Origin of the sequence: Reyranella soli, from assembly GCF_007992495.1 — a bacterium.
Lineage (GTDB): Bacteria > Pseudomonadota > Alphaproteobacteria > Reyranellales > Reyranellaceae > Reyranella > Reyranella soli.
In genome coordinates this window covers 1-25032 of sequence record NZ_BKAJ01000144.1, presented here as the reverse complement: position 1 = coordinate 25032, position 25032 = coordinate 1, and the positions used below count along the sequence as shown (strand labels likewise).

At 67.1% G+C, this 25032-nt stretch carries 25 protein-coding genes; 9 read left to right on the top strand and 16 right to left on the bottom strand.

Features of this window, described 5'->3' with window-relative positions:
• Positions 1-783: an SDR family oxidoreductase gene (locus tag RSO01_RS35300; RefSeq protein ID WP_147155313.1), complete on the bottom strand. Its 783-nt coding sequence runs from the start codon at positions 781-783 to the stop codon at positions 1-3.
• A gap of 56 nt (positions 784-839) precedes the next feature.
• On the opposite strand from RSO01_RS35300, the gene RSO01_RS35295 reads away from it, so the two are divergent.
• The gene (locus tag RSO01_RS35295) at positions 840-1244 is read left to right on the top strand and encodes a winged helix-turn-helix transcriptional regulator (RefSeq protein WP_147155300.1); all 405 of its coding nucleotides are present in this window, start codon (positions 840-842) and stop codon (positions 1242-1244) included.
• On the opposite strand, the gene purH is transcribed toward RSO01_RS35295, so the two are convergent.
• Positions 1238-2851, bottom strand: a complete 1614-nt coding sequence (gene purH / locus RSO01_RS35290) for a bifunctional phosphoribosylaminoimidazolecarboxamide formyltransferase/IMP cyclohydrolase (protein ID WP_147155299.1) — start codon at positions 2849-2851, stop codon at positions 1238-1240. The two genes, RSO01_RS35295 and purH, sit on opposite strands and share 7 nt — an antisense overlap.
• 104 nt (positions 2852-2955) lie before the next feature.
• On the opposite strand from purH, the gene RSO01_RS35285 reads away from it, so the two are divergent.
• The gene (locus tag RSO01_RS35285; protein ID WP_147155298.1) at positions 2956-3390 is read left to right on the top strand and encodes a hypothetical protein; all 435 of its coding nucleotides are present in this window, start codon (positions 2956-2958) and stop codon (positions 3388-3390) included.
• Here RSO01_RS35285 and RSO01_RS35280 read toward each other — a convergent pair whose 3' ends face one another.
• The 5 genes from RSO01_RS35280 to RSO01_RS35260 are packed head-to-tail and all read right to left on the bottom strand — an operon-like array spanning position 3391 to position 6777.
• Positions 3391-4617 carry a threonine ammonia-lyase gene (locus RSO01_RS35280; protein ID WP_147155297.1) on the bottom strand — a complete coding sequence of 409 codons (1227 nt, stop codon included), beginning with the start codon at positions 4615-4617 and terminating at the stop codon, positions 3391-3393.
• An 11-nt stretch (positions 4618-4628) separates the two neighbouring features.
• Positions 4629-5957 (bottom strand): NAD(P)/FAD-dependent oxidoreductase, encoded by a 1329-nt coding sequence (locus RSO01_RS35275; RefSeq protein WP_147155296.1) that lies wholly within the window; start codon positions 5955-5957, stop codon positions 4629-4631.
• Between the two features lie 3 nt (positions 5958-5960).
• On the bottom strand, positions 5961-6284 hold the full coding sequence (locus RSO01_RS35270) for a HigA family addiction module antitoxin (RefSeq protein WP_147155295.1): 324 nt from the start codon (positions 6282-6284) through the stop codon (positions 5961-5963).
• 13 nt (positions 6285-6297) lie between these two features.
• Positions 6298-6573, bottom strand: a complete 276-nt coding sequence (locus tag RSO01_RS35265) for a type II toxin-antitoxin system RelE/ParE family toxin (protein WP_147155294.1) — start codon at positions 6571-6573, stop codon at positions 6298-6300.
• Between the two features lie 39 nt (positions 6574-6612).
• On the bottom strand, positions 6613-6777 hold the full coding sequence (locus RSO01_RS35260) for a DUF1674 domain-containing protein (RefSeq protein WP_147155293.1): 165 nt from the start codon (positions 6775-6777) through the stop codon (positions 6613-6615).
• A 59-nt stretch (positions 6778-6836) separates the two neighbouring features.
• Here RSO01_RS35260 and htpX point away from each other — a divergent pair, with 59 nt between their 5' ends.
• Positions 6837-7778: a zinc metalloprotease HtpX gene (gene htpX / locus RSO01_RS35255; RefSeq protein ID WP_147155292.1), complete on the top strand. Its 942-nt coding sequence runs from the start codon at positions 6837-6839 to the stop codon at positions 7776-7778.
• A gap of 139 nt (positions 7779-7917) precedes the next feature.
• On the opposite strand, the gene RSO01_RS35250 is transcribed toward htpX, so the two are convergent.
• On the bottom strand, positions 7918-9003 hold the full coding sequence (locus RSO01_RS35250; protein WP_147155291.1) for a DNA recombination protein RmuC: 1086 nt from the start codon (positions 9001-9003) through the stop codon (positions 7918-7920).
• A 60-nt stretch (positions 9004-9063) separates the two neighbouring features.
• Between RSO01_RS35250 and RSO01_RS35245 the strand changes: the two genes are divergently transcribed.
• The 4 genes from RSO01_RS35245 to rnk all read left to right on the top strand — a co-directional run bounded on the left by RSO01_RS35245 (position 9064) and on the right by rnk (position 12262).
• Positions 9064-9744 carry a pyrimidine 5'-nucleotidase gene (locus RSO01_RS35245; RefSeq protein WP_147155290.1) on the top strand — a complete coding sequence of 227 codons (681 nt, stop codon included), beginning with the start codon at positions 9064-9066 and terminating at the stop codon, positions 9742-9744.
• Positions 9741-10673 carry a ketopantoate reductase family protein gene (locus tag RSO01_RS35240; protein ID WP_147155289.1) on the top strand — a complete coding sequence of 311 codons (933 nt, stop codon included), beginning with the start codon at positions 9741-9743 and terminating at the stop codon, positions 10671-10673. The genes RSO01_RS35245 and RSO01_RS35240 overlap by 4 nt, the downstream gene beginning before the upstream one ends.
• 13 nt (positions 10674-10686) lie before the next feature.
• The gene (gene panE / locus RSO01_RS35235) at positions 10687-11634 is read left to right on the top strand and encodes a 2-dehydropantoate 2-reductase (protein WP_147155288.1); all 948 of its coding nucleotides are present in this window, start codon (positions 10687-10689) and stop codon (positions 11632-11634) included.
• A 229-nt stretch (positions 11635-11863) separates the two neighbouring features.
• Positions 11864-12262: a nucleoside diphosphate kinase regulator gene (gene rnk / locus RSO01_RS35230; RefSeq protein WP_147155287.1), complete on the top strand. Its 399-nt coding sequence runs from the start codon at positions 11864-11866 to the stop codon at positions 12260-12262.
• 21 nt (positions 12263-12283) lie between these two features.
• Here the strand turns inward: rnk and RSO01_RS35225 are convergent, their stop codons facing one another.
• The 4 genes from RSO01_RS35225 to RSO01_RS35210 all read right to left on the bottom strand — a co-directional run bounded on the left by RSO01_RS35225 (position 12284) and on the right by RSO01_RS35210 (position 15851).
• Positions 12284-13567, bottom strand: a complete 1284-nt coding sequence (locus RSO01_RS35225; protein WP_147155286.1) for a TRAP transporter large permease — start codon at positions 13565-13567, stop codon at positions 12284-12286.
• An 11-nt stretch (positions 13568-13578) separates the two neighbouring features.
• On the bottom strand, positions 13579-14079 hold the full coding sequence (locus RSO01_RS35220) for a TRAP transporter small permease (RefSeq protein ID WP_147155285.1): 501 nt from the start codon (positions 14077-14079) through the stop codon (positions 13579-13581).
• Positions 14080-14086: 7 nt separating this feature from the next.
• The gene (locus tag RSO01_RS35215; protein ID WP_147155284.1) at positions 14087-15118 is read right to left on the bottom strand and encodes a TRAP transporter substrate-binding protein; all 1032 of its coding nucleotides are present in this window, start codon (positions 15116-15118) and stop codon (positions 14087-14089) included.
• 112 nt (positions 15119-15230) lie between these two features.
• Positions 15231-15851 carry a LysE family translocator gene (locus tag RSO01_RS35210; protein WP_147155283.1) on the bottom strand — a complete coding sequence of 207 codons (621 nt, stop codon included), beginning with the start codon at positions 15849-15851 and terminating at the stop codon, positions 15231-15233.
• 104 nt (positions 15852-15955) lie between these two features.
• Here RSO01_RS35210 and RSO01_RS35205 point away from each other — a divergent pair, with 104 nt between their 5' ends.
• Positions 15956-16207 (top strand): PsiF family protein, encoded by a 252-nt coding sequence (locus RSO01_RS35205; protein WP_147155282.1) that lies wholly within the window; start codon positions 15956-15958, stop codon positions 16205-16207.
• Between the two features lie 27 nt (positions 16208-16234).
• On the opposite strand, the gene RSO01_RS35200 is transcribed toward RSO01_RS35205, so the two are convergent.
• From RSO01_RS35200 to RSO01_RS35185, 4 genes are all read right to left on the bottom strand, one after another.
• The gene (locus RSO01_RS35200) at positions 16235-17956 is read right to left on the bottom strand and encodes an N-acyl-D-amino-acid deacylase family protein (RefSeq protein WP_170303598.1); all 1722 of its coding nucleotides are present in this window, start codon (positions 17954-17956) and stop codon (positions 16235-16237) included.
• Positions 17953-20274, bottom strand: a complete 2322-nt coding sequence (locus tag RSO01_RS35195; protein ID WP_218037554.1) for an NADP-dependent malic enzyme — start codon at positions 20272-20274, stop codon at positions 17953-17955. The genes RSO01_RS35200 and RSO01_RS35195 overlap by 4 nt, the downstream gene beginning before the upstream one ends.
• Positions 20275-20370: 96 nt before the next feature.
• On the bottom strand, positions 20371-21801 hold the full coding sequence (locus tag RSO01_RS35190) for a TRAP transporter large permease subunit (protein WP_147155281.1): 1431 nt from the start codon (positions 21799-21801) through the stop codon (positions 20371-20373).
• A gap of 2 nt (positions 21802-21803) precedes the next feature.
• Positions 21804-22283, bottom strand: a complete 480-nt coding sequence (locus RSO01_RS35185) for a TRAP transporter small permease subunit (RefSeq protein ID WP_170303597.1) — start codon at positions 22281-22283, stop codon at positions 21804-21806.
• Between the two features lie 74 nt (positions 22284-22357).
• Here RSO01_RS35185 and mutS point away from each other — a divergent pair, with 74 nt between their 5' ends.
• On the top strand, positions 22358-25024 hold the full coding sequence (mutS, locus tag RSO01_RS35180) for a DNA mismatch repair protein MutS (RefSeq protein WP_147155279.1): 2667 nt from the start codon (positions 22358-22360) through the stop codon (positions 25022-25024).
• Positions 25025-25032 lie beyond the last annotated feature (8 nt).

The following is a 25032-nucleotide window of genomic DNA, read 5'->3' as shown; positions in this document are numbered from 1 at the left end:
CTAGACAACGGGCAGCGAACCGCCGTCGATGCGGAGCTCGACGCCGGTCATGGTTGGCGCCCGCGGCGATACGATGAAGGCGATCAGTTCGGCGACCTCCGAAGGCGTGTTGGGCCGGCCGATCGGGATTCCGCCGATCGCTTCCATGAGCTTGCCGCGCGCGGTCGCATAGTCCGAGCCGGCTTCTCTTGCCAGACGCTCGACGAGGGCGACGGCGGCCTCGGTCTCCGTCCAGCCTGGCGAGACACGAACGACCCGCACGCCCTTTGGGCTGACCTCCTTCGAGAGGCCTTTGCTGTAGTTCGCAAGCGCCGCCTTTGCCGCCGCGTAACCCAGCGTCGCCTCGAAGACGGGCGACTGCGCCTGGATGGACGTGACGTGCACGATCGCTCCCGAGCCTTGGGCCAACATCAACGGGAGCAGGGCGCGGTCGAGGCGGATCGCCGGAAAGAGGTTGAGATCGAGTTCCTTCCTCCATTGGCTTTCATCGAGCGCGGCGAAGCCACCCGCTGGCGCCGAAGAACCACCGAGAGCGTGGACGATGACATCTATGCCGCCGAGATGCGACCGCACGCTCTCGACGACAGCATCGCAACCCTCCACGGTGGTGAGATCGGCCGACACCGAAAGGAGATTGCCGTCCGCCCGGCCGGTGAACGAACGCGCCGCGGCCAGCACGACGGCGCCCTCTTCGTGCAGGCGCTCCGCCACCGCGCGGCCGATGCCGCGGCTCGCGCCGGTCACGAGCACGCGTTTGCCGTCGAGCCCGGCTCCAGTCTGCATCGTCGTCATTGAACTCTCCATGCTTCAGCCGATGGATTAGGGAGTAGGCTGACGCGATGGCAAGAACCGACGACAAGGTAAGGCACGAACCCAAAAGTAAGGTCGATCGCCGCGGCGTCCCTTACACGCCGCAAACGGCGGCCGCGGAAGTCGAGCGAGCCCTCAAGGTCGTCGCGGGGCGCTGGAAGCTCGTCATCCTGTTCCATCTCTTCGACGGCGCACGGCATCGCTTCTCCGACCTCGAACGGGCGATCCCGGGCGTGTCGCAGAAGATGCTGATCCAGCAGCTGCGCCAGCTCGAGCGCGATGGCGTCGTGCGTCGGTTCGTCCATCCCCAGGTACCGCCCAAGGTGGAGTATTGCCTGACCGAGTGGGGCCTCGCGCTTTGCCCGGCGCTGGATGAGATCCTCGTCTGGGCGGCCGAGCGGGATCGGCCGGCGGGCCCGACGCCGGATCAGTGACGGAAGTGGCGCATGCCGGTGAAGACCATCGCCAGGCCCTTCTCGTCGGCGGCCTCGATCACCTCTTTGTCGCGCATCGAGCCGCCCGGCTGGATGATCGCCGTCGCGCCGGCTTCGGCGGCGGCCAGAAGTCCGTCGGCGAAGGGGAAGAAGGCGTCGGAGGCGACGACGCTGCCGATCGCCGGACTCTGCGGAAGCTTGGCGAGCTCGCCGGCTTCGGCGGCGCGGATGGCGGCGATGCGTGAGGAATCGCGACGGTTCATCTGGCCCGCGCCGACGCCCACCGTGGCGCCGTCCTTGGCATAGACGATGGCGTTCGACTTCACGTGCTTGCAGACGGTGAAGGCGAACAGGAGATCGTCGAGCTCCTTGGGAGTCGGCGCGCGCTTGGTCACGACCTTCAGGTCGCTCTTGGCGAGATGGCCGTTGTCGCGGCTCTGCAGCAGATAGCCGCCGCCGACGCTGCGCATGGTCATGCCGGGCGACAGCGGATCAGGCAGGGTGCCGGCCAGCAGCACGCGTACGTTCTTCCTCTTGGCGAAGATTTCCAGCGCCTCAGGCGTTGCGTCGGGTGCGATCACGACTTCCAGGAACAGCTTCGCAAGGTCCTCGGCCGTCCTGGCTTCCAGTGTGGTGTTGACGGCGACGATGCCGCCGAAGATCGACACCGGATCGCAGGCATAGGCTTTCAGATAGGCGCTGTACTGGTCCGCGGCCATGGCAACGCCGCAGGGATTGGCGTGCTTGACCACGACGACGGCCGGCTCCTTGAACTCGGCCACGCACTCGTAGGCCGCCTCGGTGTCGCCGATGTTGTTGTAGGAAAGCTCCTTGCCCTGCACGACGCGCGCCGTGGCGATGCCCGGCCGCTTGCTGCCATCGGAGTAGAAGGCGGCTTGCTGATGCGGGTTCTCGCCGTAGCGCAGCGTCTGCACGCGCTGGGCGGTGATGGTCAGTCGCTCGGGGAAGGCTTCACCCTCCTGCTTCGCGAACCAGCTCGCAATGGCCGCGTCGTACGAGGCGGTGCGCGCATAGGCCTTGGCCGCAAGCTTGCGGCGCAGCGCCAAGGTCGTGGCGCCCTGCTGTGCCTTCATCTCTTCGATCACGTTGGCGTAGTCGGCCGGATCGACGACGATGGTCACGAAGTCATGGTTCTTGGCCGAGGCGCGGATCAGCGCCGGCCCGCCGATGTCGATGTTCTCCACGCAGGTCGGGAAGTCCGCGCCGCGCGCCACCGTGGCCTCGAAGGGATAGAGGTTCACCACGACGAGATCGATGCCCGCGATCTTGTGGTCGGCCATCGCCTTCTTGTGTCCGGCGTCGGTGCGCCGCGCCAGGATGCCGCCATGGATCGCGGGCTGCAGGGTCTTCACCCGGCCGTCCATGATCTCGGGGAAGCCGGTGTGGTCGCTCACCTCGACGACCTTCAGCCCGGCATCGCGCAAGGCCTTGGCCGACCCGCCGGTCGACAGGATTTCCACCCCGTGCGCAGCCAGCGCGTTGCCCAGCTCGACCAGGCCCTCCTTGTCGGAAACGGAGATCAGCGCCCGCTCGATGCGGGCAAGATCGGGCGTGGGCGAGGGGACATAGTGGGGGCTGGCGGACATGGCGGGGTCTATAAACCCATCCGGTCTGCGTGGTAAGGCGGCGGTTCTGAATGACGCTGCGACATTCTGGAATCGGCGCTGGATCGATGGCACCCTGCGCAACCATGAAGCGCGTTGCCCTCCGCCTGCTCCTGTTCGCCGGCCTGCTGGCGCCAGCCCTTGCCATCGCCCAACAACCCCTCGACCCAGTGCGCTTCAAGGCGGTGCTGGCGGCCGCCAGGGCCTATGCCGCGGACCTTAGCCTCGTCAACTATTGCTTCCGCGTCTCTGACGAGCAGCGACCCTTCCTCTACTATGCCGTGCTGCTTGATCTCCAGGGGGCACTGGGCGTGCTCACGGCGGCCGATGCCAAGCCCCAGCAAAAGGCCGAGTTCGTCGAGGCCGTGCTGGCCAACGTCCGCTTCTATCCGAAGGACGCCAGGGATCCGGCGCTCGACCGGCGCTGTAGTGAGGAGGAAGTCGAGAAGAAATACTTCCAGAACTTTGGCGTCTCACCGGCGCTGAAGATGCGGCCTCCCCTCGACAAGCTCGGGCCCTAGCTAAGCGTCCGCCCCCTCCAGCACCCGTACCTTGAAGCCCTCGGCCGACAGGGCCTCGACCAGCTCGCGGGCATGGTCGCGGCCGCGCGTCTCCACCGTGACGTCGAGCTCGGTCCGCTTGGCCACCGCGGCGCCGAACAGCCGCTGATGCTGGACCTCGACGATGTTGCCGCCCGCCTTGCCTATGAGGCCGGAGACGCGGGCGAGCTGGCCGGGCAGGTCGCCGATCATGAGCCTGAGCCGCACGATACGGCCGTCGCGCACCAGGCCGCGCAGCAGCACCGAGGCCAGCAGGCGGGTGTCGATGTTGCCGCCCGACAGCACCAGGCCGACCTTGCGGCCGACGAAATGCTGCGGATGGGAAAGCAGCGCGGCGAGGCAGGCCGCGCCCGCGCCCTCGGCCACCGTCTTCTCGACCTCGAGGAAGAGGGCGATGGCGCGCTCGATCGCCACCTCGTCGACCACCAGCACCTGGTCGAGCAGGGCCTTGGCGATGGCGAGCGGCGTCTTGCCGATGTCACGCACGGCGATGCCTTCGGCGATGGTGTCGCCGCCCGCCGTCACCGGCTCGCCTGCGAGCAGCTGGTGCATCGCCGAGAAGCTCGTGGTCTCGACGCCGATCACCTTGATGTCGGGCTTCAGCCCGCGCGCCGCCACGGCGCAGCCCGCGATCATGCCGCCGCCGCCCACCGGGGCCACGATCGTGTCGATCTCCGGCGCGTCCTGCAGCATCTCCAGTGCGATCGTGCCCTGGCCGGCGATGATGCGCGGATCGTCGTAGGGATGGACGAAGGTGAGCTTATGGGCGTCGGCCAGGCGATGCGCCTCCGTCGCCGCCTCGGCCAGCGTGTCGCCATGAAGCACCACGCGCGCGCCGTGGCCGCGCGTGTGCTCGACCTTGGTGTTGGGCGTGAAGGACGGCATGACGATCGTGGCGGGGATGCCCAAGCGTCCGGCGTGATAGGCCACGCCCTGGGCGTGGTTGCCGGCCGACATGGCGATGACGCCGCGCTTCTTCTCCTCGTCGGTGAGCTGCAGCAGCGTATTCAGCGCCCCGCGTTCTTTGAACGAGGCGGTGAACTGCAGGTTCTCGAACTTCACCCAGACGTCGGCCTTGGCGATGCGCGACAGGGTCTCGGAGCGCAGGCAAGGCGTGTGCACCACCGCCTCGCCGATGCGTGCGGCGGCGAACTCGACATCTTCGAGCGTTACGGGAAGCTTTTGCATCAGGCTGCCCTTTAAGCAGCCAAACGGCGGTCGATCCAGTCGCGCGTGCGATACCAGGCGCCGATCATGGGCAGGAACCACGGCTCGCCGTTGTAGAGCGCGTGCTCGGGGAAGTCGCGGTCGTCCAATGGATTGATGGGCTCGTTGCGCCCGCCGGCGATCTTCTTGGCGGTCTGGGTGCCGAGATAGGTCATCATGGCGACGCCATTGCCGTTGCAGGCCAGCAGGTAGTGCAGGCCCTGGTCCATGCCCATGTGCGGCATGTAATCCAGCGCAAAGGCGACGTTGCCCGTCCAGACGTGGGTGATGCGGATGCCCTTCAGCTGCGGGAAGCGGTCGATCATGTACTGGTAGAGCACCGGTGCGCTCACTTCCGGCGGCGCCGCGGTGAAGCGGGCACGGCCGCCGAAGATCAGGTGCTTGCCGTCGGGCGAGGGCCGATAATAGGTCAGCACGCGCTTGGTGTCGGCGATCGAGCGCAGCTCGGGCATCAGCTTGCTGGCATGCTCGGGCAGTTCCTCGGTCGCGATGATGTGGCTCGCCACCGGCACGACGCGGCGCTTCAGACGCGGCGTCAGATCACCGGTGTAGCCGTTGGTCGCGATCACGACCTCGCGGCATTCGATCGGGCCCTTCGAGCTCAGCACCCGCCAGCCATTGGCGACCTTCTCGATGCGCTCGGCCTCGACATTGGCGCACAGGATCGCACCGGCGCGGTGCGCGGCCTCCAGCAGGCCCTTGTAGTAGAGCGCGGGATGCAGATGGCCCGAACGCTTGGCGTACATGCCGCCGAAGTAATAGTCCGAAGCGATCATCTCGCGCTGACGCTCGCGCGGGATCATCTCGGCGCCGACATCGGCGTACTTGTTGAACATCTCGACCTTGGCCGCCTGCTCGGCGTAGTGCTTGGGCGTCCAGGCGCCGACGAAGCGGCCCTTCCTGATGACGCCGCACTCGATCTTCTCGCGGGCGATGATGTCTTCCAGCACGGAGAGCGAATCCGCGCCGGCGCCCAGGAACGCCGCCTTCTTGGCCTCGAACTCGGCTGCCGCCTGGTTCTTGCCGCCCAGGCCCTTGCCCATGTTGACGCCGCCCGAGATCATGCCGCCGTTGCGCGTCGAGGCGCCGACGCCGAAATCGCCGCGCTCCAGCACGACGGCGCCGACGCCGTTGCGGCGCAGCTCCAGCGAGGTCGAGAGCCCGCCATAGCCGGCGCCCACGATCACCACGTCGGTCTTCAGCGGCGGATCCTGCGACAGCGCGTTGTTGGGCTTCCACGCCTCCCACCACCAGGGAGCCGCCTTGAAGTCGGGATGGAAGATGTCTTTGCCCGGTGTCATGTGTCAGGCCGCGCGTTTGGAAGGTACGGGCTCGATCTTCGCAAGGCGTACGCCAAGACGCTGACGCGCGGTCCAAAGATCAAGGTTTTCCTGCATCCTGAGGAAGAGTTCCGGTCGACCCCCAGTAAGCTGGGCGAAGCGAAGTGCCATGTCGGCCGTGACCGCACTCCGACCACGCAGCACCGCATGCAGGGCCTGTCGGCTTACACCCATGCGCCGGGCCGCGTCCGTCACCGACAGGTGTGCATGTTCCTCGATGATTTCCCGCATCAGCTCTCCCGGATGCGTCGGCGCCCTTGTTGGCCGGCGAACTGCAAACTCGGTCATATGCACCCCTGAGCTAGTGATACTGCTCCAAATCCACTCTCACGGCCGTGCCCTCCGACCATTCGAACGTAATGCACCACGGTCCGTTGACATGGATGGTGTAGCGTTGAGGCCTGCCGTGGAGGGCGTGAAAGTCGAATCCCGGCTGCCGCAACTCCTCCAAAGCGGCCGCCGCGTGCAGCGCGTCCAGCCGAACGATGATGCGCCGCTGCAGAGCCGGAGCGACCTTGGATGATCGTCCGGATTCGAACAGTTCCTTCAGTCCTCTGTGGCGAAAGCTGCCGATCACCGTGGTCGACTGTAAAGTGCTGCTTTACAGTCGGCAAGCCTAGAAATCCGTCACCTTGCCGTTGAACTGCCAGTCGCCGTAGCGGGTCGGCTCGGGACCGGGCGGGCCGCCGATCTCCTCGACCTTCTTGGGCTGGGGTGGAGGAACGGGCTTTTCGGCCTCGGGTTTGGCCGTTTCGGCCTCGGTTTTCTTGATATCGGTCATGGCCGCATGATGCCGTCCCCCGCCTTGATTCGCCACAGTCGCGGACCATCTTTCCGGCCATGAACTACTTTCGCACCGCCCTTCTCCTGGCGGCCCTGACTGGCTTCTTCCTGGTCGTCGGCTACCTCCTGGGTGGCCAGTCCGGCCTCATCCTGGCGCTCGTCGTGGCGCTGGGCATGAACCTGTTCGCCTACTGGAACAGCGACAAGATGGTGCTGCGCATGGCCAACGCCCAGGAGGTCGGCCCCAACGAGGCGCCCGAGCTCTTCGGCATCGTGCAGGGCCTCGCCCAGCGCGGCGGCCTGCCCATGCCGCGCGTCTACATCATCGACGAGGAGCAGCCCAACGCCTTCGCCACGGGCCGCAACCCCGAGAACGCTGCCGTGGCCGCGACGACCGGCCTGCTGCGCCATCTCAGCCGCGAGGAGATCACCGGCGTGATGGCGCATGAGCTGAGCCACGTCCGCCATCGCGACACGCTCACCATGACCATCGCCGCCACCCTGGCGGGCGCCATCGGCATGCTGGCGAGCTTCGGCGGCCTGATGGGCGGCGGTCGCGACGAGAATGGCCGGCCGATGATGGGCGGCGTGGCGGCGATCGCCATGATGATCCTGGCGCCGCTCGTCGCCTCGCTGGTGCAGATGGCGATCAGCCGCAGCCGCGAGTACGAGGCCGACCGCATGGGGGCGGAGATGTCCGGCCAGCCGCTGTGGCTCGCCTCGGCGCTGGCCAAGCTGCACGCCGGCACGCAGCAGATTCCCAACCAGGCAGCCGAGGCCAACCCGGCGACGGCGCATCTCTACATCGCCAACCCGTTGTCGGCCGGCGGCCTCAGCGGCCTGTTCTCGACCCATCCGCCGATGGAAGAGCGCATCGCGCGGCTCGAGGCGATGGCAGGCGGGATGACGGGCTATGCGCAGCCGCGGCCGCAGATGTCGCCCAACGGCCCGTGGACCAACCCGGCGCCGCAGTCACCGCGCCGCGGTCCCTGGGGTTGACGGAAGCGCGGGCCTCCGGCCCGCTCATGATCATGTTCTTCCGGACCGCGAGCTTCCAGCTCGCTCATGATTCATGAGCGAGCTGGATGCGCGCGGTCCGAAAGACCATAACGCGCCACTGGAGTGGCGCGCCCCCAGCCTACTTTCTTACTTTCCCGTTCTCGGTGAACGGCAGCGATTCTTCCTGAGGCTTGGGCAGCTCCGGCTCCTCGCCGAGATCGACGTCTAGAATGCGCTGGCCGCGCTTGGTGATGCGGTCGGCCGAGATGTCGATCTCGCGCAGGTCCTTCTCGGTCTGCCCGAAGTGCGTCTTCAGCCGCTCGACGCGGTCGCCCAGCCGCTGGACGTCACCCATCAGCAAGCCGACCGTCTTCTGGATCTCGCCCGCCTGCTCGCGCATGCGCACGTCCTTAAGCACGGCGCGCACGGTGTTCAGCGTCGCCATCATGGTCGTCGGCGACACGATCCAGACGCGGGCGCGATAGCTCTCCTCGACCAGGCCGGTGAAGTTGGCGTGCAGCTCGGCATAGACCGCTTCCGACGGCAGGAACATCAGCGCCGATTCGGCGGTCTCGCCGGGCACGATGTACTTGTCGCGGATGTCGCCGATGTGCTTGCGGATGGCCTGCTGGAAAGCGCGCTGTGCCACCAGCAGAGCCGGCCCGTCGCCCGCCGCCACAGCGCGAAGCGCGCTATAGCTCTCCAATGGGAACTTGGCGTCGATGGCGATCGAGCCCGGCGGGTTGGGCAGCATCAGCAGGCAGTCGGCGCGCGCTCCCGACGACAGCGTGTGCTGGAACGCGTAGGCCTGCGGCGGCAGCGCGCTCTGCACCAGGTCGTTCAGCTGCACCTCGCCGAAGGCGCCGCGCGCCTGCTTGTTCGACAGCACCTCCTGCAGGCTGACCACCTGGGTCGAGAGGTCGCCGATCTTCTTCTGCGCCTCGTCGATGCGCACCAGCCGTTCGCGCAGGTCGGTGACGATCTGGCCCGTGGCGTGCTCGGTGCGGTCGAGCCGCTCGCCGACCGCCTTGGCCAGCGCCTGCTCCTGCTCGCGCAGCGAACGCTCGACCCGCTGCACGGTCTCGGCCTGTTGGCTCATCGCCAGGCTGAGCTGCTGGCGCATCTGCTCGGCGTCGCGGCCGTTGCCCTGGCGGAGCAGGACGACGGCAAGAACCACGCCGAGCAGCACGACGATGGCCAGGAGAATGATCGTCAAAAGATCCATTGGCAGCCCTTATAAGCCCTCGGCTCGACAAGCGCACCGACGGCGGCTAATCCATCAACAATGCCGCCAAAACACGACCCTGACGTCTGGCTGTTCGACCTCGACAACACGCTCTATCCGGCGCGCTGCAACCTCTTCGCCCAGATCGACGTGCGCATCGGCCGCTATATCGCCGACCTGCTGAAGGTCGATGTCGACGAGGCGCGGCGCGTGCAGAAACAGTATTGGCGCGAGCACGGCACGTCGATGCGCGGGATGATGACCCTGCACGGTGTCGATCCCACGCACTTCCTCGATTACGTGCACGACATCGACTACTCACCGGTCGAGGCCAACCCCGCGCTCGAGGCGTCGCTCAAGGCGCTGCCCGGCCGCAAGCTGATCTTCACCGCGGGCGACGTGCCGCATGCCGAGCGCGTCATGGAGCGGCTGGGCGTGGCCCATCACTTCGAGGCGATCTTCGATATCGCCGCCGGCGACTATTGGCCGAAGCCACACAAGCAGATCTACGAGAAGCTCGTGGTCAAGCACGGCGTCGATCCGACGCGCGCCTGCATGGCCGACGACATGGCCGTCAATCTGAAGCCTGCCGGCGACATGGGCATGCGCACGGTGTGGATCCGCACCGAAGAGAGCGTGAAGCGTGCCGGCGATCTCGATCTCAGCCACATCCATCACGAGACCGACGACCTCGCGACCTGGCTCGCCGATTGGTTGGCCGAAAGGAAAATCCAGAAGTGAAGATCCTGATCCTGGGCGCCGGCGCGGTCGGCGGCTATTGGGGTGCGCGGCTCAGCCAGGCCGGCATCGACACCACCTTCCTGCTGCGCGAGAAGCGCGCCGAGCTGGTGCGGCGCAACGGCCTGGTGGTCAAGAGTCCCAAGGGCGACTTCACCGTGCCGGTCAAGGTGGTGACGCGCGGCGACGAAGGCGGCCCGTACGACGTCGTGATCCTGGCCTGCAAGGGCTACGACCTCGACTCGGCCATGGACTCGATCGCCCCGGCGGTCGGGCCGGAGACCACCATCGTGCCCATGCTGAACGGCCACGCCCATTTTGCCACGCTCGACGCCCGCTTCGGCGCGGCGCGTGTGGCCGGTGGCCTGGCGCGCATCTCCGGCATGCTGGGACCGAACGGAGAGATCCTGCACAGCGGCGCCTCGGGCGTGTCGTTCGGCGAGCGCGACGGCAAGCCGGCGCGCAAGGCGTTGGTCGAGCTCGATGCAGCCTGCAAGAAGGCCGGCATCGACGGCGGCATCAATCCCGACATCAACCAGGATCTCTGGGACAAGTGGGTGATGCTGGGCACCATCGCCTCGATGTGCGCGGCCATGCGCGGCACGGTGGGCGACATCGTCGCCGCCGAGGATGGCGCCGCGCTGATGCGCGAGACGCTGGAGGAATGCTGCCGCGTCGCGGCGGCCGCCGGCCATGCGCCCAGCGACAAGGTGCGCACCGGCATCGAAACCGGCCTGACCCAGCCGGGCGGCAAGGCCGTCGCCTCCATCCTGGGCGACATCGAGAAGGGCGGCGCGGTCGAGGCGCGCTCGATCGTCGGCGACATGCTGATGCGCGCCCGCAAGGCCGGATTGCCCGCGCCCAACCTGCGCTTCGCCTATGCCCATCTGCAGGCCTACGAGGCGCGTCGAGCCCGTCTTGGATTGAAATGAGGGGAGCGTTGAAGTGAAGATCCTGATCCTGGGCGCCGGCGCCATCGGCGGCTATGTCGGTGGCCGCCTGCAGCAGAGCGGCGCCGACGTCACCTTCCTGGTCCGTCCGGCTCGGCGCGAGTGGCTGGAGCGCGACGGCCTGGTGATCAAAAGCACCAAGGGCGACATCACGCAAAAGGTGAAGACCGTCCTGAACGGCAGCGAGGGCGGGCCCTACGACATCGTGCTGCTGACGGCCAAGGCGTACGACCTCGACTCGGCGATCGAGTCGATCGCGCCGGCGGTCGGGCCGAACACGACGGTGGTGCCGCTGCTGAACGGCATGCGCCACATCGATGTGCTGGCCGCGAAGTTCGGCGATGCCAAGGTCGTGGGTGGCCTGGCGCGCGTCGGCGTCACGCTGTCGCCCGAGGGCGCGATCCTGCACACCAGCCCGTTCGCGGCGATCTCGTTCGGCGAGCGCGACGGCAAGGCGGCGCGATCGGCACTGGTCGAGCTCGATGCTGCGATCAAGAAGAGCGGCATCGATGGCGGCCTGCACAAGAACATCGTCCAGGACCTCTGGGACAAGTGGATCATGCTGTGCTCGCTGGCGGCGATGACCTGCCTGATGCGCGGCACGGTCGGCGACATTCTCGAGGCCGGCGAGGGCCAGGCGATCATGCTCGAGACCGTCGAGGAATGCCGCAAGGTGGCCGCCGCGGCCGGCGGCGATCCCGGCGAGAAGGGCATGCAGACCGTGAAGGGCTACCTCACCCAGAAGGGGTCGCGCTTCGCCGCCTCGATGTTGCACGACCTCGAGAAGACCGCGATGGTCGAGGCCGACCACATCGTCGGCGACATGATCGCGCGCGCGAAAAAGGCGGGCATCGCCACGCCCAATCTGCGCATGGCCTATGCCCATTTGCAGGCCTATCTCGCGCGCCGCGCCCGGGGCGGCATCGGCAAGCCGGCGATGTAGGCACGCCCCTCAGGGGTGACGCAGAGTAGGTTGACTCTGCCGGCTCAGACCCCAATTGTTGGGGTATGAGGAAAGCCGCCGCATATTTGTTGGTGGCGTCCCGGAACCGACCGGGCGCCAAAGCGTAACCTGAGGTCCGGCCTTGCTGCGCCCGACCTGGGGGCGCACGCTTCGTCTGAGACGAAGCCCAACCCTCTAAGACAATCGGAGTGCTTATCAGGAGATCGTCATGCGCGACGTCGTTCGTACCCGCTCGGTTCCCCAGATCATCGTCAGCAATGCCGACTACGAACGGCTGACCGATCTCGCCACCGCGTCGCTCGAACGGCTGCCCGAAGTCGCGAACGAGCTTCTGTCGGAAATGGACCGCGCCAAGGTCGTGCAGGACGGCAGCGTGCCGAACGACGTGGTGCGCATGGGCTCGACCGTGACCTTCAAGTCGGACGACGGCAACACCCGCACCTTCAAGCTGGTCTATCCCGCCGAGGAGAGCCTCGACGAGCATCGCATCTCGGTGATGACGCCGGTCGGCGCCGCCTTGATCGGCCTGGCCGAGGGCCAGTCGATCTCGTGGACGGCGCGCGACGGCCGCCGCCACGAGCTCACTGTGGAGAAGGTCAAGAACTAGTCATACGCGGACTGCGTATGACTACTTGATCAGTCCGGCGCTCTTGGGCAGGAACAGCGAGATCTGCGGGAACAGGATGATCAGCAGCAGGCCGATCATCAGCGCGGCGACGTAGGGCATGTAGGAGCGCCAGTGCTGGCCGACCGTGAGGTTGGCGAAGCGCAGCGCCATCAAGAGGCCGACGCCCATCGGCGGCAGGAACAGGCCGATGCCGACGGCCGCGGTCTGCACGATGTTGAAGTGGATGGGATCTATGCCCATCTCCTCGGCGATCGGGAACACCACCGGGATCAGCACCACCGCGGCGGGCAGGCCTTCCAGCACCATGCCGAACATCATGGTGATCAGCGCCGTGACCAGCAGGAAGAGCCACGGCGCGTCGCGCAGCGGGTGCAGCACCTCGGCCAGAAGCTTCGGCACGCCCGACACGCCCATCAGGTATTGGAACACCGAGGCGACCGCGAGCAGGAAGATCACCGCCGCCGTCAGGATGGCGCTGTCGTAGGCGAGCCGCGCCATCTGCTTGTAGCTGACGTTGCGATAGTAGAGCCGCGCCGCCAGGAAGGCGTAGCCCGCGACCACGGCGCCCGCCTCGGTGGCGGTGAAGATGCCGAGGAAGAAGCCGCCAAGGATGACGATGGGGATGACCAGCGGCACCGCCGCCGTTCGACCCGTGGTCAGGATGCGCGCCATGCTGGGCTTGGAATCGACCGGCCAGTCGTATTTGCGGGCGCGGAAGTACACCAGCACCATCAGGCAGACCATGATGGTGGCCGCCGGGATGAAGCCGCCCAAGAACAGCGCCACCGCCGAGGTGTTGGTCACCTGGGCGATCACGATCATGAAGATGGCGGGCGGCACCAGCATGCCCATGGCCGTGCCGGCCGCGATCAGCGAGGCCGAATCCTCGCGCTTGTAGCCGGCCCTGGTGAGCGGCGGCATCAGGGTCGAGCCCAGCGCCGAGACCTCGGCCATCTTCGAGCCGCAGATGTCGGAGAAGAAATAGGCGACCACGATCACCGACATGCCGAGCCCGCCCTTGACCCAGCCGACCAGCGCGCGCGCGAAGTCGACCAGGGCGTGGCTCATGCCGCATTTCTCCATCAGGCCGCCGGCGAAGACGAAGGCCGGGATGGCGAGCAGCACCCAGCTCTGCGAGCCCGAGACCATGCTGGAGGACAGGACCTGCATATCGTAGCCGCCGATCAGCAGCCCGGCGACGCCCGAGACGCCGAGCGCGAACACGATCGGCATGGAGAACAGGATCAGGACGACGAAGATCAACCCGACGGCAAGCAACAACATACGCTGGACCCTTAGTGCACGACGTCGGGATCGACGGGCGGAGGCGCTACGATCATGGAGATGGCGTAGACCACCAGCAGCACGCCGCCGACCACGACCGAGGCGTAGAGCACGGCGAGATTGATCTCGAGCCCGGGCGTGGCGAGCGTCCGGTTCAGCATGCAGAGCTTTACGCCGTACCAGGCCGCGATGCCGCCGATGACGGCGATCAGCACGTGATGGCCGCGCTCGATCAGGAGCTGGGTCTTGGCCGAGAACTTGTGCGTCAGCACATGCAAGGTGAAGTGCGAACGCTCGCGCACGCCGATCGCCGCCCCGATGAGGGTCAGCCAGGCCAGCATCATCTCGCCGACCTCCTCGACCCAGGTGAAGCGGATGGGATCGACGTCCAGCCAGTCCGTCACCTCGATCATGACGTAACGCAGGAACACGCCGATCAGCAGGTTGACGATGGCGGCAACCAGCAGCAGGGCGACGACGACCTTGGGGATCGCCGCAATATGGCGGGCCACCTTCCGGTTACGCCTTGAAGGTCGCGATCTCGTCCCACATCGCCGCGTACTGCGTCTTGTAGGCGGGCCAGATCTTCTCCTGGGCGACCTTGCGGAAGGCGTCGACGTTGCCCTGCACGACGGTCATGCCCTTGGGCTCGAGCGCCGCCTTGGCCGCGGCCAGGTTGTCGACCGATTCGGTGGCCTGGCGGATCTTCTCCTGGGCCTCGCGGCTGGTGTCGAGCATCAGCTTCTTCTGCGGGTCGTTGAGGCTCTCCCATACCGCAAGGTTCATGGTGTTCAGCGTCGGCCCGTAATTGTGATAGGTCATCGAGCAGTACTTCGAGACCTCGTAGATCTTGAGTGCGACCTGGTTGACGATCGGCAGGTCGCCACCGTCGATCACGCCCTGCTTGGCCGCCGAGATCACTTCGCCCCAGGCCATCGGCACGGCGTTGCCGCCCAGCCCGTTGATGGTGTCGCCGTAGACCTTGGCCTGCTGCACGCGGATCTTGGCGCCGCGCAGGTCGCGCGGCTCGACGATCGCCTTCTTGCTGGTCCAGAAATGGCGGAAGCCGTAGTCGAAGAAGCACAGGGTCTTGAGCTTGTACTTTTCCTGGAACTGCTGATCGAGCGCATCGCCGATCTTGCCGTTGAACATCTTGTAGGCCTGGTCGTAGCTCTGCACGAGATAGGGCACCAGGAATACGCCCATCTCGGGGAACACCGTCGCGGCGGCGCCGCCGGGATTGCCGATGGCGATGTTGCCCGACTTCACGGCGTTCATGATCTCGAGCTCCTTGTTCAGGAGCGTGCCGCCGAAGAACTGCATGTCGAGCTCGCCATTGGAGCGCTTGCGCACCTCGGCCGCCTGCCAGTCGAAGGCGACGGCCGCCGATTCGGGGATGGCGTTGAGATGCGCCATGACGAGCTTCTTGGCCTGGGCGCGGGCGAAGGTGGGGGCGAGGCCGCTGGCGATGATGCCGGCCATGCCGCCCTTCACGAGGGCGCGGCGGCGCACCGCGGACAGGTTGCGGCTGCTGATTTTCATGATCGTCATGGCGCCCTCCCAGGCGTGCGTGTTGCCATGACTGTACGAAGCCGAACGCTCTGCGTCGCGTTCTACGACTGCAGACGCGATGAATCGAGATCGAAACGAGATATCGCTGCTGTTACGGCCGATAGCGCAGCAGCGCGACGCCGAAACCCGCGAAGATCACGCCGCTCGCCCGGTTCAACCGCCGCCGCCACGCGCCGCGCACCAGATGCGCCGCCAGCCGCCGGCCGCTCAGCGCATAGACGAGATAGAAGCTGAGCTCGACGGCGACGAAAGTCGCCACCAGCAGGGCGAACTGCGGCAACGACGGCGCGCTCTGCGTGATGAACTGCGGGAAGAAGGCGGCGGCAAAGATCAGCAGCTTGGGATTGCTGATGCCGACCAGGAAGCCGCCGCGAAAGGTGGCGACGAGGGACGCTTCGGGCGCGGCGATGGCTGCGTCCTCCGGCTCATCCCGCGCGCGCCACGTCTGGATGCCGAGCCAGATCAGATAGGCCGCGCCAAGGTACCTCAGGGCGTCGAAGGCGGCGGGCAACGTGATCAGCAAGGCGCTCAAGCCCGCCACCGATCTCACCAGCATGAGCACCAGGGCGAGCAGGCAGCCCATCATGGCGACGATGCTGGCGCGCATCCCGAAGCGGATGCTGCGCGTCGTGACGTAGAGGACGTTCGGCCCGGGCGTGCTGGCGATGAGAACGATGGCCCCGAGAAAGAGCCACCAGGTTTCGAGGGACATATGGAAGCGCGCTCCTAGGCGAGATGGTTGATCACAGGTTGGTCGCGCGAGAAGTCCGCTGTCGACCGTATACAGCGACACCGCTCCAACAAAGGAGGCCGCTCATGCGTACTGCTTTGATGGCAATGGCCATTGTTCTCGTGTCCGCCAGCGCCTGGGCCCAAACCGCGCCGCCGACCTGCAAGGCGCAAGCGACGGACAAGAAGTTGGCCGGCGCTGCCCTGACCAGTTTCATGAAGAAATGTGAAACCGACGCCGCAGCGGTGTGCGATACGTCGGCAACGGACAAGAAACTGAATGGCGCAGCCAAGACCAGCTTCACCAAGAAGTGCGTCACGGACGCCGTCGGGAATTGAGCGGAGCGGCTTGATCGCCGCTTCCCCCTATTGCGCCGCCAGCAGCGTGTGGCCGCCCTGTGAGGCGTTGAAGCGGTCGAGCACGTGGCCAGGCCCCTTGGCGTGCTTGACGTAGTCCTTGCCGTCGAAGGTCTTCACGCCGTTGCAGAACACGCCATGCACGCCGGTCGGCCGGCGGATGGTGCGGCGGCCGCCGCCGGGGAGATCGGCGACGCGCTCGGCCGGGCTGATGCCCACCGTCGCCGGATCGAACAGCAGCATGTCGGCCTGCGCACCGACGGCCAGGCGGCCGCGGTTCTGGATGCCGTAGAGGTCGGCGGGATGGCTGGTCAGGCGGCGGATGCCTTCCTGGATCGTGAAGTCGCCGCGCTCGCGCACCCAATGCGCCAGGAAGTGCAGGCCAAAGCCCGCGTCGCACATATAGATGAGGTGCGCGCCGGCATCGCTGAGCGCCACCACGCCCGCCTCGTGCTTCAGCAGGCGCGCCACGCCGTCGTCGCCGACATTGAGGAAGCGGCCGAGGAAGGCGGTCTCGAGGTCTTCGTCCAGCGCCAGGTCGAGCATGACATCGAGCGGATCGCGATGCTCGGTCTTGGCGATCTCGGCGGCATAGCGGTTGACGTACTTGGCGTTCCGCTCCTTCTGCGCCACCGCCACCATCACGCGATCCCAGTTGCCCTGGAAGATCATGCCCGGCTTGGGATTCCTGGCATTCTCGCGGAACTTCTCGCGCCACGAATGATCGCGGAGCACCACCTTCAACTGCTCGGGCGAGTAGGCCTTGATCGGGTCGAACGCCGAATGGCTGTAGAACGGATAGGCGTTGGCCATCGTGAAGTCGAACGATAATGGCTGGCAGGGGATCTGGATGTAGAGCCCCACACCGCGGCGGATGGCGGCGGCGGAGTCCTCGAACATCTTGATCGACCGGTTGGGCTCCTGCTCATTGTACATCGCCACACCGGTACCCTGGAAAAACGGCCTTCCGTACTTGGCGGCCATCGGCTCCAGCTCCTGCGGCGTCTTCACACCCGAGGCGATCTCGACCACGCCCTTGCCGCGCGGCCCCATGGCGCCGACCAGCGCCTCGAGCTCCGACATCGGCGCGATCGTCGACGGCATGGGCACGCCGCCATAGCCCGAATGGTTCAGCGAATAGGAGGCGCCGAGACCGATGGCGCCGTTGGCCATGGCATCGGCCACCATCGCCTTCATCCTGGCGAGCTCTTCCGGCGTCGCGTCCTTGCGCTGCGAGGCATCCTCGCCCATCACCGCGGTGCGGATGGTCGAATGGCCGGCCAGCACCGCCATGTTGGCGTAGGCGCCGCGGCGGCGCAGCATGCCCATGTACTCAGCGAAACTCTCGAAGTCCCACTTGATGCCGGCGCGCAGGGCGTCGAGGTCCATGCCCTCGACCACCGAGAGATTGCGGATCACGAGGTCGCGCACCGCCGGCGGCGCCGGCACGATGCCGAAGCCGCAATTGCCGATCACCGCCGTGGTGACGCCAAGCGACGGCGAAGGCGAGAGCGTCGAATCCCAGGTGACCTGCGCATCGTAGTGCGTGTGCACGTCGACGATGCCGGGAGAGAGCACCAGCCCGTCGGCATCGACAGTCTCGTTGCCCTTGTCGGAGATCGATCCGATGGCTGCGATCTTGCCATCCTTGACTGCGACATCGGCACGCTTGGGATCGTTGCCCAGGCCGTCGACGACGGTGGCGCCGCGGATGACGAGATCGACCATCATTCCCCCCTTCCGTTCCTGTGGGTTCCGTTCTTCAGCGCGCCATAGGCGGCGAGTGCCGCGTGGTTCACGAGGTCGCTCACCGTGGCGCCCATCTGCACGATTTGCATCGGCTTCTGCAGGCCGTCGATCACAGGACCTATCACCGTGACGCCGCCCAGTCTCTGCATCAGGCGCGAGGATATATGCGCCGAATGCAGGCCGGGCATGATCAGCACGTTGGCCGGCCCGGTCAGGCGGCAGAACGGATAGGTCTCGCGCAACAGTTCATAATCGAGCGCCATGTCGGCCTGCATCTCGCCGTCATACTCGAAGTCGACCTTCTCGCTATCGAGCAGCCGGATCGCCTTGCGGATGCGCTCGATGCGCTCGATCTCGCGGCTGCCGAAGTTGGAGAACGACAGGAACGCCACGCGCGGCTCGTGGCCCATGGTGCGGGCGTTCAGCACCATCTGCTTGGCAATGGTGGCGAGCTGCTCGGGCGACGGCGTCTCGTTGATCGAGGTGTCGGCCAGGAACACCGTGCCGTGGCGGGCCACCACGATCGAGTAGCCGATCGGCACCTTGCCGGGCTCCTCGTCGATCACGTTCGTGATGTCGCCGTAGCATTCGGGGAAGCGGCGGGTGATGCCGGTCACCATGCCGGCAGCGTCGCCCATCGCCACCATGCTGGCGCCGAACACGTTGCGGCCCTGGTTGACCATGCGCTGCACGTCGCGGCGCAGGTAGCCGTCGCGTTGCAGGCGCTTGTAGATCAGGTCGGTATAGGGCGCGTTGCGCGTCGAGAGCCGCGCATTGTGGATCTCCATGCCGGCCGAGTCGGTGATGCCGAGCGTCGCCATGGTCTCGCGCACCAGCTCCTCGCGGCCGATCAGGATCGGCGTGCCGTAGCCGTTGTCGCGGAACACCACGGCGGCGCGGATGGTGCGCTCCTCCTCGCCCTCGGCGAAGACGATGCGCTGCGGGTTGGCCTTGACCTGCTCGAACAGGCTCTGCAGCCAATGGCTGGTCGGATCAAGGCGGCCGGCCAGCGCGCGGCGGTACTCCGCCATGTCGGGGATGTTGCGCCGCGCCACGCCCGAATCCATTGCCGCCTGGGCGACCGCCGCCGACACGGTCGAGATCAGGCGCGGATCGAACGGCACGGGCACGACGTATTCCGGCCCATAGCGCAGCCGGCGGCCCGAGTAGGCGCGATCGACCTCGTCGGGCACGTCCTCGCGCGCGAGCTTGGCCAGCGCCTCGGCCGCCGCCACCTTCATCTCCTCGTTGATGGTGCGGGCGCGCACGTCGAGCGCGCCGCGGAAGATGTAGGGGAAACCCAGCACGTTGTTGATCTGGTTGGCGTAGTCCGAGCGGCCGGTGGCGATGATGGCGTCCTTGCGCACCGAGCGCACATCCTCGGGCGTGATCTCGGGATCGGGATTGGCCATGGCGAAGATGATCGGCTTGTCGGCCATCGACTTGACCATCGCCTTGGTCACCGCGCCCTTGACCGAGAGGCCGAAGAATACGTCGGCGCCCTTCATCGCCTCTTCCAGGGTGCGCGCCTTGGTGCGCACGGCGTGGGCGCTCTTCCACTGGTTCATGCCCTCGGTGCGGCCCTGCCACAGCACGCCCTTGGTGTCGCACAGGATGGCGTTCTCGTGCGGCATGCCCATCGCCTTGACCAGCTCGATGCAGGCGATCGAGGCAGCACCGGCGCCGTTCACCACCATCTTGATGTCCTTGATGTTGCGCCCGGTGAGATGCAGCGCATTGATCAGGCCGGCGGCCGAGACGATGGCCGTGCCGTGCTGGTCGTCATGGAAGATCGGGATGTCCATCAGCTCGCGCAGGCGCTGCTCGATGATGAAGCATTCCGGCGCCTTGATGTCCTCGAGGTTGATGCCGCCGAAGGTCGGCCCCAGGAAGCGCACGCAGTTGACGAATTCGTCGACGTCCTTGGTGTTGACCTCGATGTCCATGCAGTCGACGTCGGCGAAGCGTTTGAACAGGACGGCCTTGCCCTCCATCACCGGCTTGCTGGCCAGCGCGCCGATGTCGCCCAGGCCGAGCACAGCGGTGCCGTTGGAGATCACCGCCACCAGGTTGCCGCGGGCGGTATAGTCGTAGGCGGTGTTGGGATCCTTGGCGATTTCCAGGCAGGGGGCGGCGACGCCCGGCGAATAGGCGAGCGCCAGGTCACGTTGGGTAACCAGGGGCTTGGTCGCGATGATCTCGATCTTTCCCGGCCGGCCGGTGCGATGCATGACCAGCGAATCGCCGTCCAGATCGCCCATTTCGTTGCTGACCATTGCTTCCGAGCCGCTGCTCGCCATGCGTTTACTCTCCCGATTGAAGGGGCATATTGGCGACATTCCTTCAGCGGGACCAGACGGTGATGCCGCGCTGCAACGCAGATCTGGCGGCGACGATTATTCCTGCGTTGGCACTGGCAATTTCAGCATGTCGTTGAAGCGCTTTCGGGCCGCATCGTCGTCGAGTTGCTGGACGGGCTCGGCGGGCCGGGCCGGTTCCACGAGATGGGCCAGTTGCGGCAAGGCAACGACCAGGGCCAGCACCACGAGCTGTACGCCAAGATAGGGCGCGAGTGCTGACGCCAGTGGCCTGAGCGCGGTCTTGGTGGCCATGGCGCTCCTGGCCATCATCACGGCATAGCCGGTCGGCGGCACCAGGAAGCTTGCTTGCAGGGCAAGCAGCGCCAGCACCGAAATCCAGACCGCGTCGGGTGCGCGTGTCAGCACGGGCGGCATGACGATGGGCACGATCACGAACACGATCTCGAAGGCGTCGAGTACGAAGGCCGACAGGGCGAACGCCACCAGCACGGCGATCGCCGCCCCGGTGGCGCCGCCGGGCACCAGGCTGATCCAGTGATCGAGCAGACGGTCGCTGCCGAAGGCACGGAACAGCAGCGTGAAGGTGGTGGCGGCGACGAACAGGGCGAACAGCGCGCCGCTCACCGCCATGGTGTCGCGCAGCACGGCGCGGAAGGCGCCCGCACGCAGGCCGCCGCTCAGCCAACCGAACAGGAGCAGCGCGGTGCCGCCCATGGCGGCCGCCTCGACGGCATAGAAATAGCCCGCGGCCACGCCCGCCAGCAGGCCGACGACGAACAGCGCGGCAATGATCGCCGTCGCCCATTCCTCCAGTCGTGGCCGCTCGCCGGGGCCACGCGTCGGCGCGCGCCGCCCGATCAGCCAGGCGACCATCAGGCACAGCGCCAGGAACATCGCGGCCGGCACCAGCGCGCCGCGGAAGATGTCCTGGGTGTTGACGATGCGCACCATCGCCTTGGTGACGTTGGTCGCCTCGGTATGGGCGCGCATCATGGCGTCGCCCAGCAGGATCAGCACCAGCGACGGCGGGATCACGACGCCAAGCGTGCTCGCGACGCACACCAGCGCCGTGCTTTCGGCCGCCGGCACGCCGCGCGCATCGAGCTTGGGGGCGACGCTGCGCGACAGCATGGCGACGCTGGCACCGACCGAGCCGTTCATCGGCGCCAGCAATGCGCCCAGCCCGAGCGTCGCGAGCGACGGCGCAGCACTCGACTTGCCCCCAAGGGCCACGCCGCAGCGGAACAGACGATCGGCCAATGGCAGGCGATTGAGCAGCGAGCCCATCAGGACATAGAGCGGCAGCGCCTGCAGCAGGTCGTTCTCGAGCAAGCCGATGATGCGGCTGGGCAACGCCGTCAGCAGGCCCCACTCCAACCCGCCCAGCGCCAGCCCCACGAGGGCGAACAGCACCGACACGCCCATCAACACGGCATAGGCCGGCAGGCCGGTTGCCAGCAGCACGACCGCGACCGCCAGCAGCATCCAGAGGCCGGCCGACTCCATCGTCAGTGCCTCGCCGGCCGCAGCAGGTCGACGATCGCCTGGACCAATGCCAGCACCGCCAGCAGCAAGGCGGCGACCTTGATCAGGAAGTAGCCGGCATTGTTGGTGTCGGGGAATTTCTCCAGCACCATCACCGAGCGCTGCACGGTGGGCCATACCGCCCAGATCATGAAGGCCGCCCATGGGGCCACGCAGAGAAAGCCGCCCCAGCGCGCGATCAGGTCACGCAGGCGCTGGCTATAGCCGTGGGCGATGGCATCCACGGCAAGGTGCGTGCGCTCGCGCGTGGCGAAGGTCATGGCAAGGCTCACGTAGAGCGCAAAGATCCACTGCCCGAGGTCGTTGGCCTCGCGCGAATACGCCCGAACGAAGTCGCGCAACGGCCATTGCAGGAACAGGATCAGCGCCACCGGCAGCACCAGCCAGCGCCCTGCCTCGATCAGCCGTCCCAGGGCACGGTCGACCCCTTCCAGCCAGCGCAATCCGATTTCCCCCAATTGGCCCCCAATCACCGGGGGCGCCGGCATGCTAAACCGGCTTCGTGCCCGACAGTAGCATGACCACCGCCAATATCCCGGCCGACGCCACGCCCATGATGCGCCAGTACCTGGCGATCAAGGCGGCGCATCCCGGCCATCTGGTGTTCTACCGGATGGGGGATTTCTACGAGCTATTTTTTGACGACGCCGTGAAAGCGTCGGCGGCGCTCGACATCGCCCTCACCAAGCGCGGCCAGCACCTGGGCGAGGACATCAAGATGTGCGGCGTCCCCGTGCACAGCCACGAGGCCTATCTGTCGCGCCTGATCCGGCAGGGTTTCAAGGTCGCCGTCTGCGAGCAGGTCGAGGACCCGGCCGAGGCCAAGAAGCGCGGCGCCAAGTCGGTGGTCGAGCGCGCCGTGGTGCGGGTGATCACCCCGGGCACCTTGACCGAAGATTCCCTGCTCGATGCGCGCAGCCACAATTACCTCGCCGCCCTGGCCGAGGCGCAGGGCGAGCTGGCGCTGGCCTGGCTCGATCTCTCGACCGCCGACTTCGCCGCCCAGCCAATCGAGGCCGGCCAGCTCGCGGCGGCGCTGGCGCGGCTCTCGCCCGGCGAATTGCTGGTGCCCGACCGGCTGCTGGCGCGCGATCCCTTGAAGGCCGCGCTGGAAGAGTGGAACGCCGTGCTGACACCGTTGCCGTCGGCGCGCTTCGACAGCGACAACGCCCGCAAGCGCCTGCAGTCGGCCTTCAAGGTCGCCGCGCTCGACAGCTTCGGCGCCTTCTCGCGCGCCGAGGTCGCGGCCTGCGGCGCGCTGCTCGACTATGTCGAGCTGACGCAAGCAGGCAAGCGGCCGGCCCTGGCACCGCCGCATCGCGTGCGCGCCGACGGCACGATGGAGATCGATCCCGCCACGCGCCGCAATCTCGAGCTGGTGCGCGGGCTGGACGGCCGACGCGACGGCAGCCTCTTGGCCACCATCGACCGCACCCTCACCGGCCCCGGCGCCCGCCTTCTGGCCGAGCGGATCGCGGCACCTTTGACGGACCGGGGCGAGATCGAGCGCCGTCTCGACCTGGTGCAGCTCTTCGTCGAGCGCCCGGCCGTGCGCGAGCGCGTGCGCGAGGCCCTGCGTCGTACGCCCGACATCGAGCGCGCCCTGCAGCGCCTGTCGGTCGGCCGTGGCGGCCCGCGCGATCTCTTGGCTTTGCGTGACGGCCTCGACTCGGCCGAGGCGCTGGCCGCCATGCTGCGCGCCGAGCCCGAGGCGCTGGCGCCGCCACCGGCGCCGCTTGCTGCCATCGTCGCCGCCTGCTCTGACCACCGACCGCTGATTACCGCACTCGCCGAGGCGCTGGCCGACGAGCCGCCGCTGTTCGCGCGAGACGGCGGCTTCATCCGCCAAGGCTATCGCAGCGAGCTCGACGAGCAGCGCACCTTGCGCGACGACAGCCGCAAGACCGTGGCGGCGCTCGAGGCCAAGTACCGGACGTCGACGGGCGTGCCGTCGCTGAAGATCCGGCACAACAACATGATCGGCTACCACATCGAGGTGACGGCGACGCACGCCGACAAGCTCGATCTCGGCAAGCTCGGCTTCACGCGCCGCCAGTCGATGGCCAACGCCACGCGCTTCAGCACCGCCGAGCTGGCCGATCTCGAGACCCGCATCGGCCGCGCCGCCGATCGCGCGCTGGCGCTGGAGCTCGCGATCTTCGACGAGCTGGTCACCAAGGCGATGGACGTGTCGACCAATGTCGCCGCGGCCGGCCGTGCGCTCGCCAGTCTCGATGTCGCCGCGGCCCTCGCCGAGCTTGCCGCCGGCGAAAACTACATGCGGCCGGTGCTGAGCGACGATCCCGCGTTTGCCATCGAAGGCGGCCGCCATCCCGTCGTCGAAGCGGCGCTTGTCCGCCAGGGCGGCGCTGGGTTCGTGCCCAACGATTGCAATCTCGGCGAAGCACGGCGGCTCTGGCTGCTGACCGGTCCCAACATGGCCGGCAAGTCGACCTTCCTGCGCCAGAACGCGCTGATCGCCATCATGGCGCAGGCGGGCTCCTTCGTGCCGGCCAAGTCCGCGATCATCGGCATCGTCGACCGCCTGTTCAGCCGCGTCGGCGCGGCCGACGACCTGGCGCGCGGCCGCTCGACCTTCATGGTCGAGATGGTCGAGACCGCGGCCATCCTGAACCAGGCGACGGCCAGAAGCCTGGTCATCCTGGACGAGATCGGCCGTGGCACGGCGACCTTCGATGGCCTGTCGATCGCCTGGGCGACGCTCGAGCACCTGCACGACATCAACCGCTGCCGTGCGCTGTTCGCCACGCACTTCCATGAGCTGGGCGCGCTCAAGGAGCGCCTGGCGGCGCTCGCACCCTACACGATGCGCGTCAAGGAATGGCAGAACGAGGTCGTGTTCCTGCACGAGGTGGCGCCGGGCGCGGCCGACCGTTCCTACGGCATCCACGTCGCCCAGCTCGCGGGACTGCCAGCCGCCGTGGTGGCGCGCGCGGAGACAGTGCTGGCAGCCCTCGAGAAGGGCGAGCAGTCGGGCGCAGTGACACGCCTTGCCGACGACCTGCCGTTGTTTGCCGCGGCCCCGACTCGTCCGGCCGGCGGTGTCGCCAAGCCGCAGGAATCCGAAGTCGAGAAGGCCCTCGGCGAGATCAATCCCGACGAGCTGTCGCCGCGCGAGGCGCTGGAACTCCTCTACAGCCTCAGGCAGCGCATCAAGTCTTAACGGAGCGC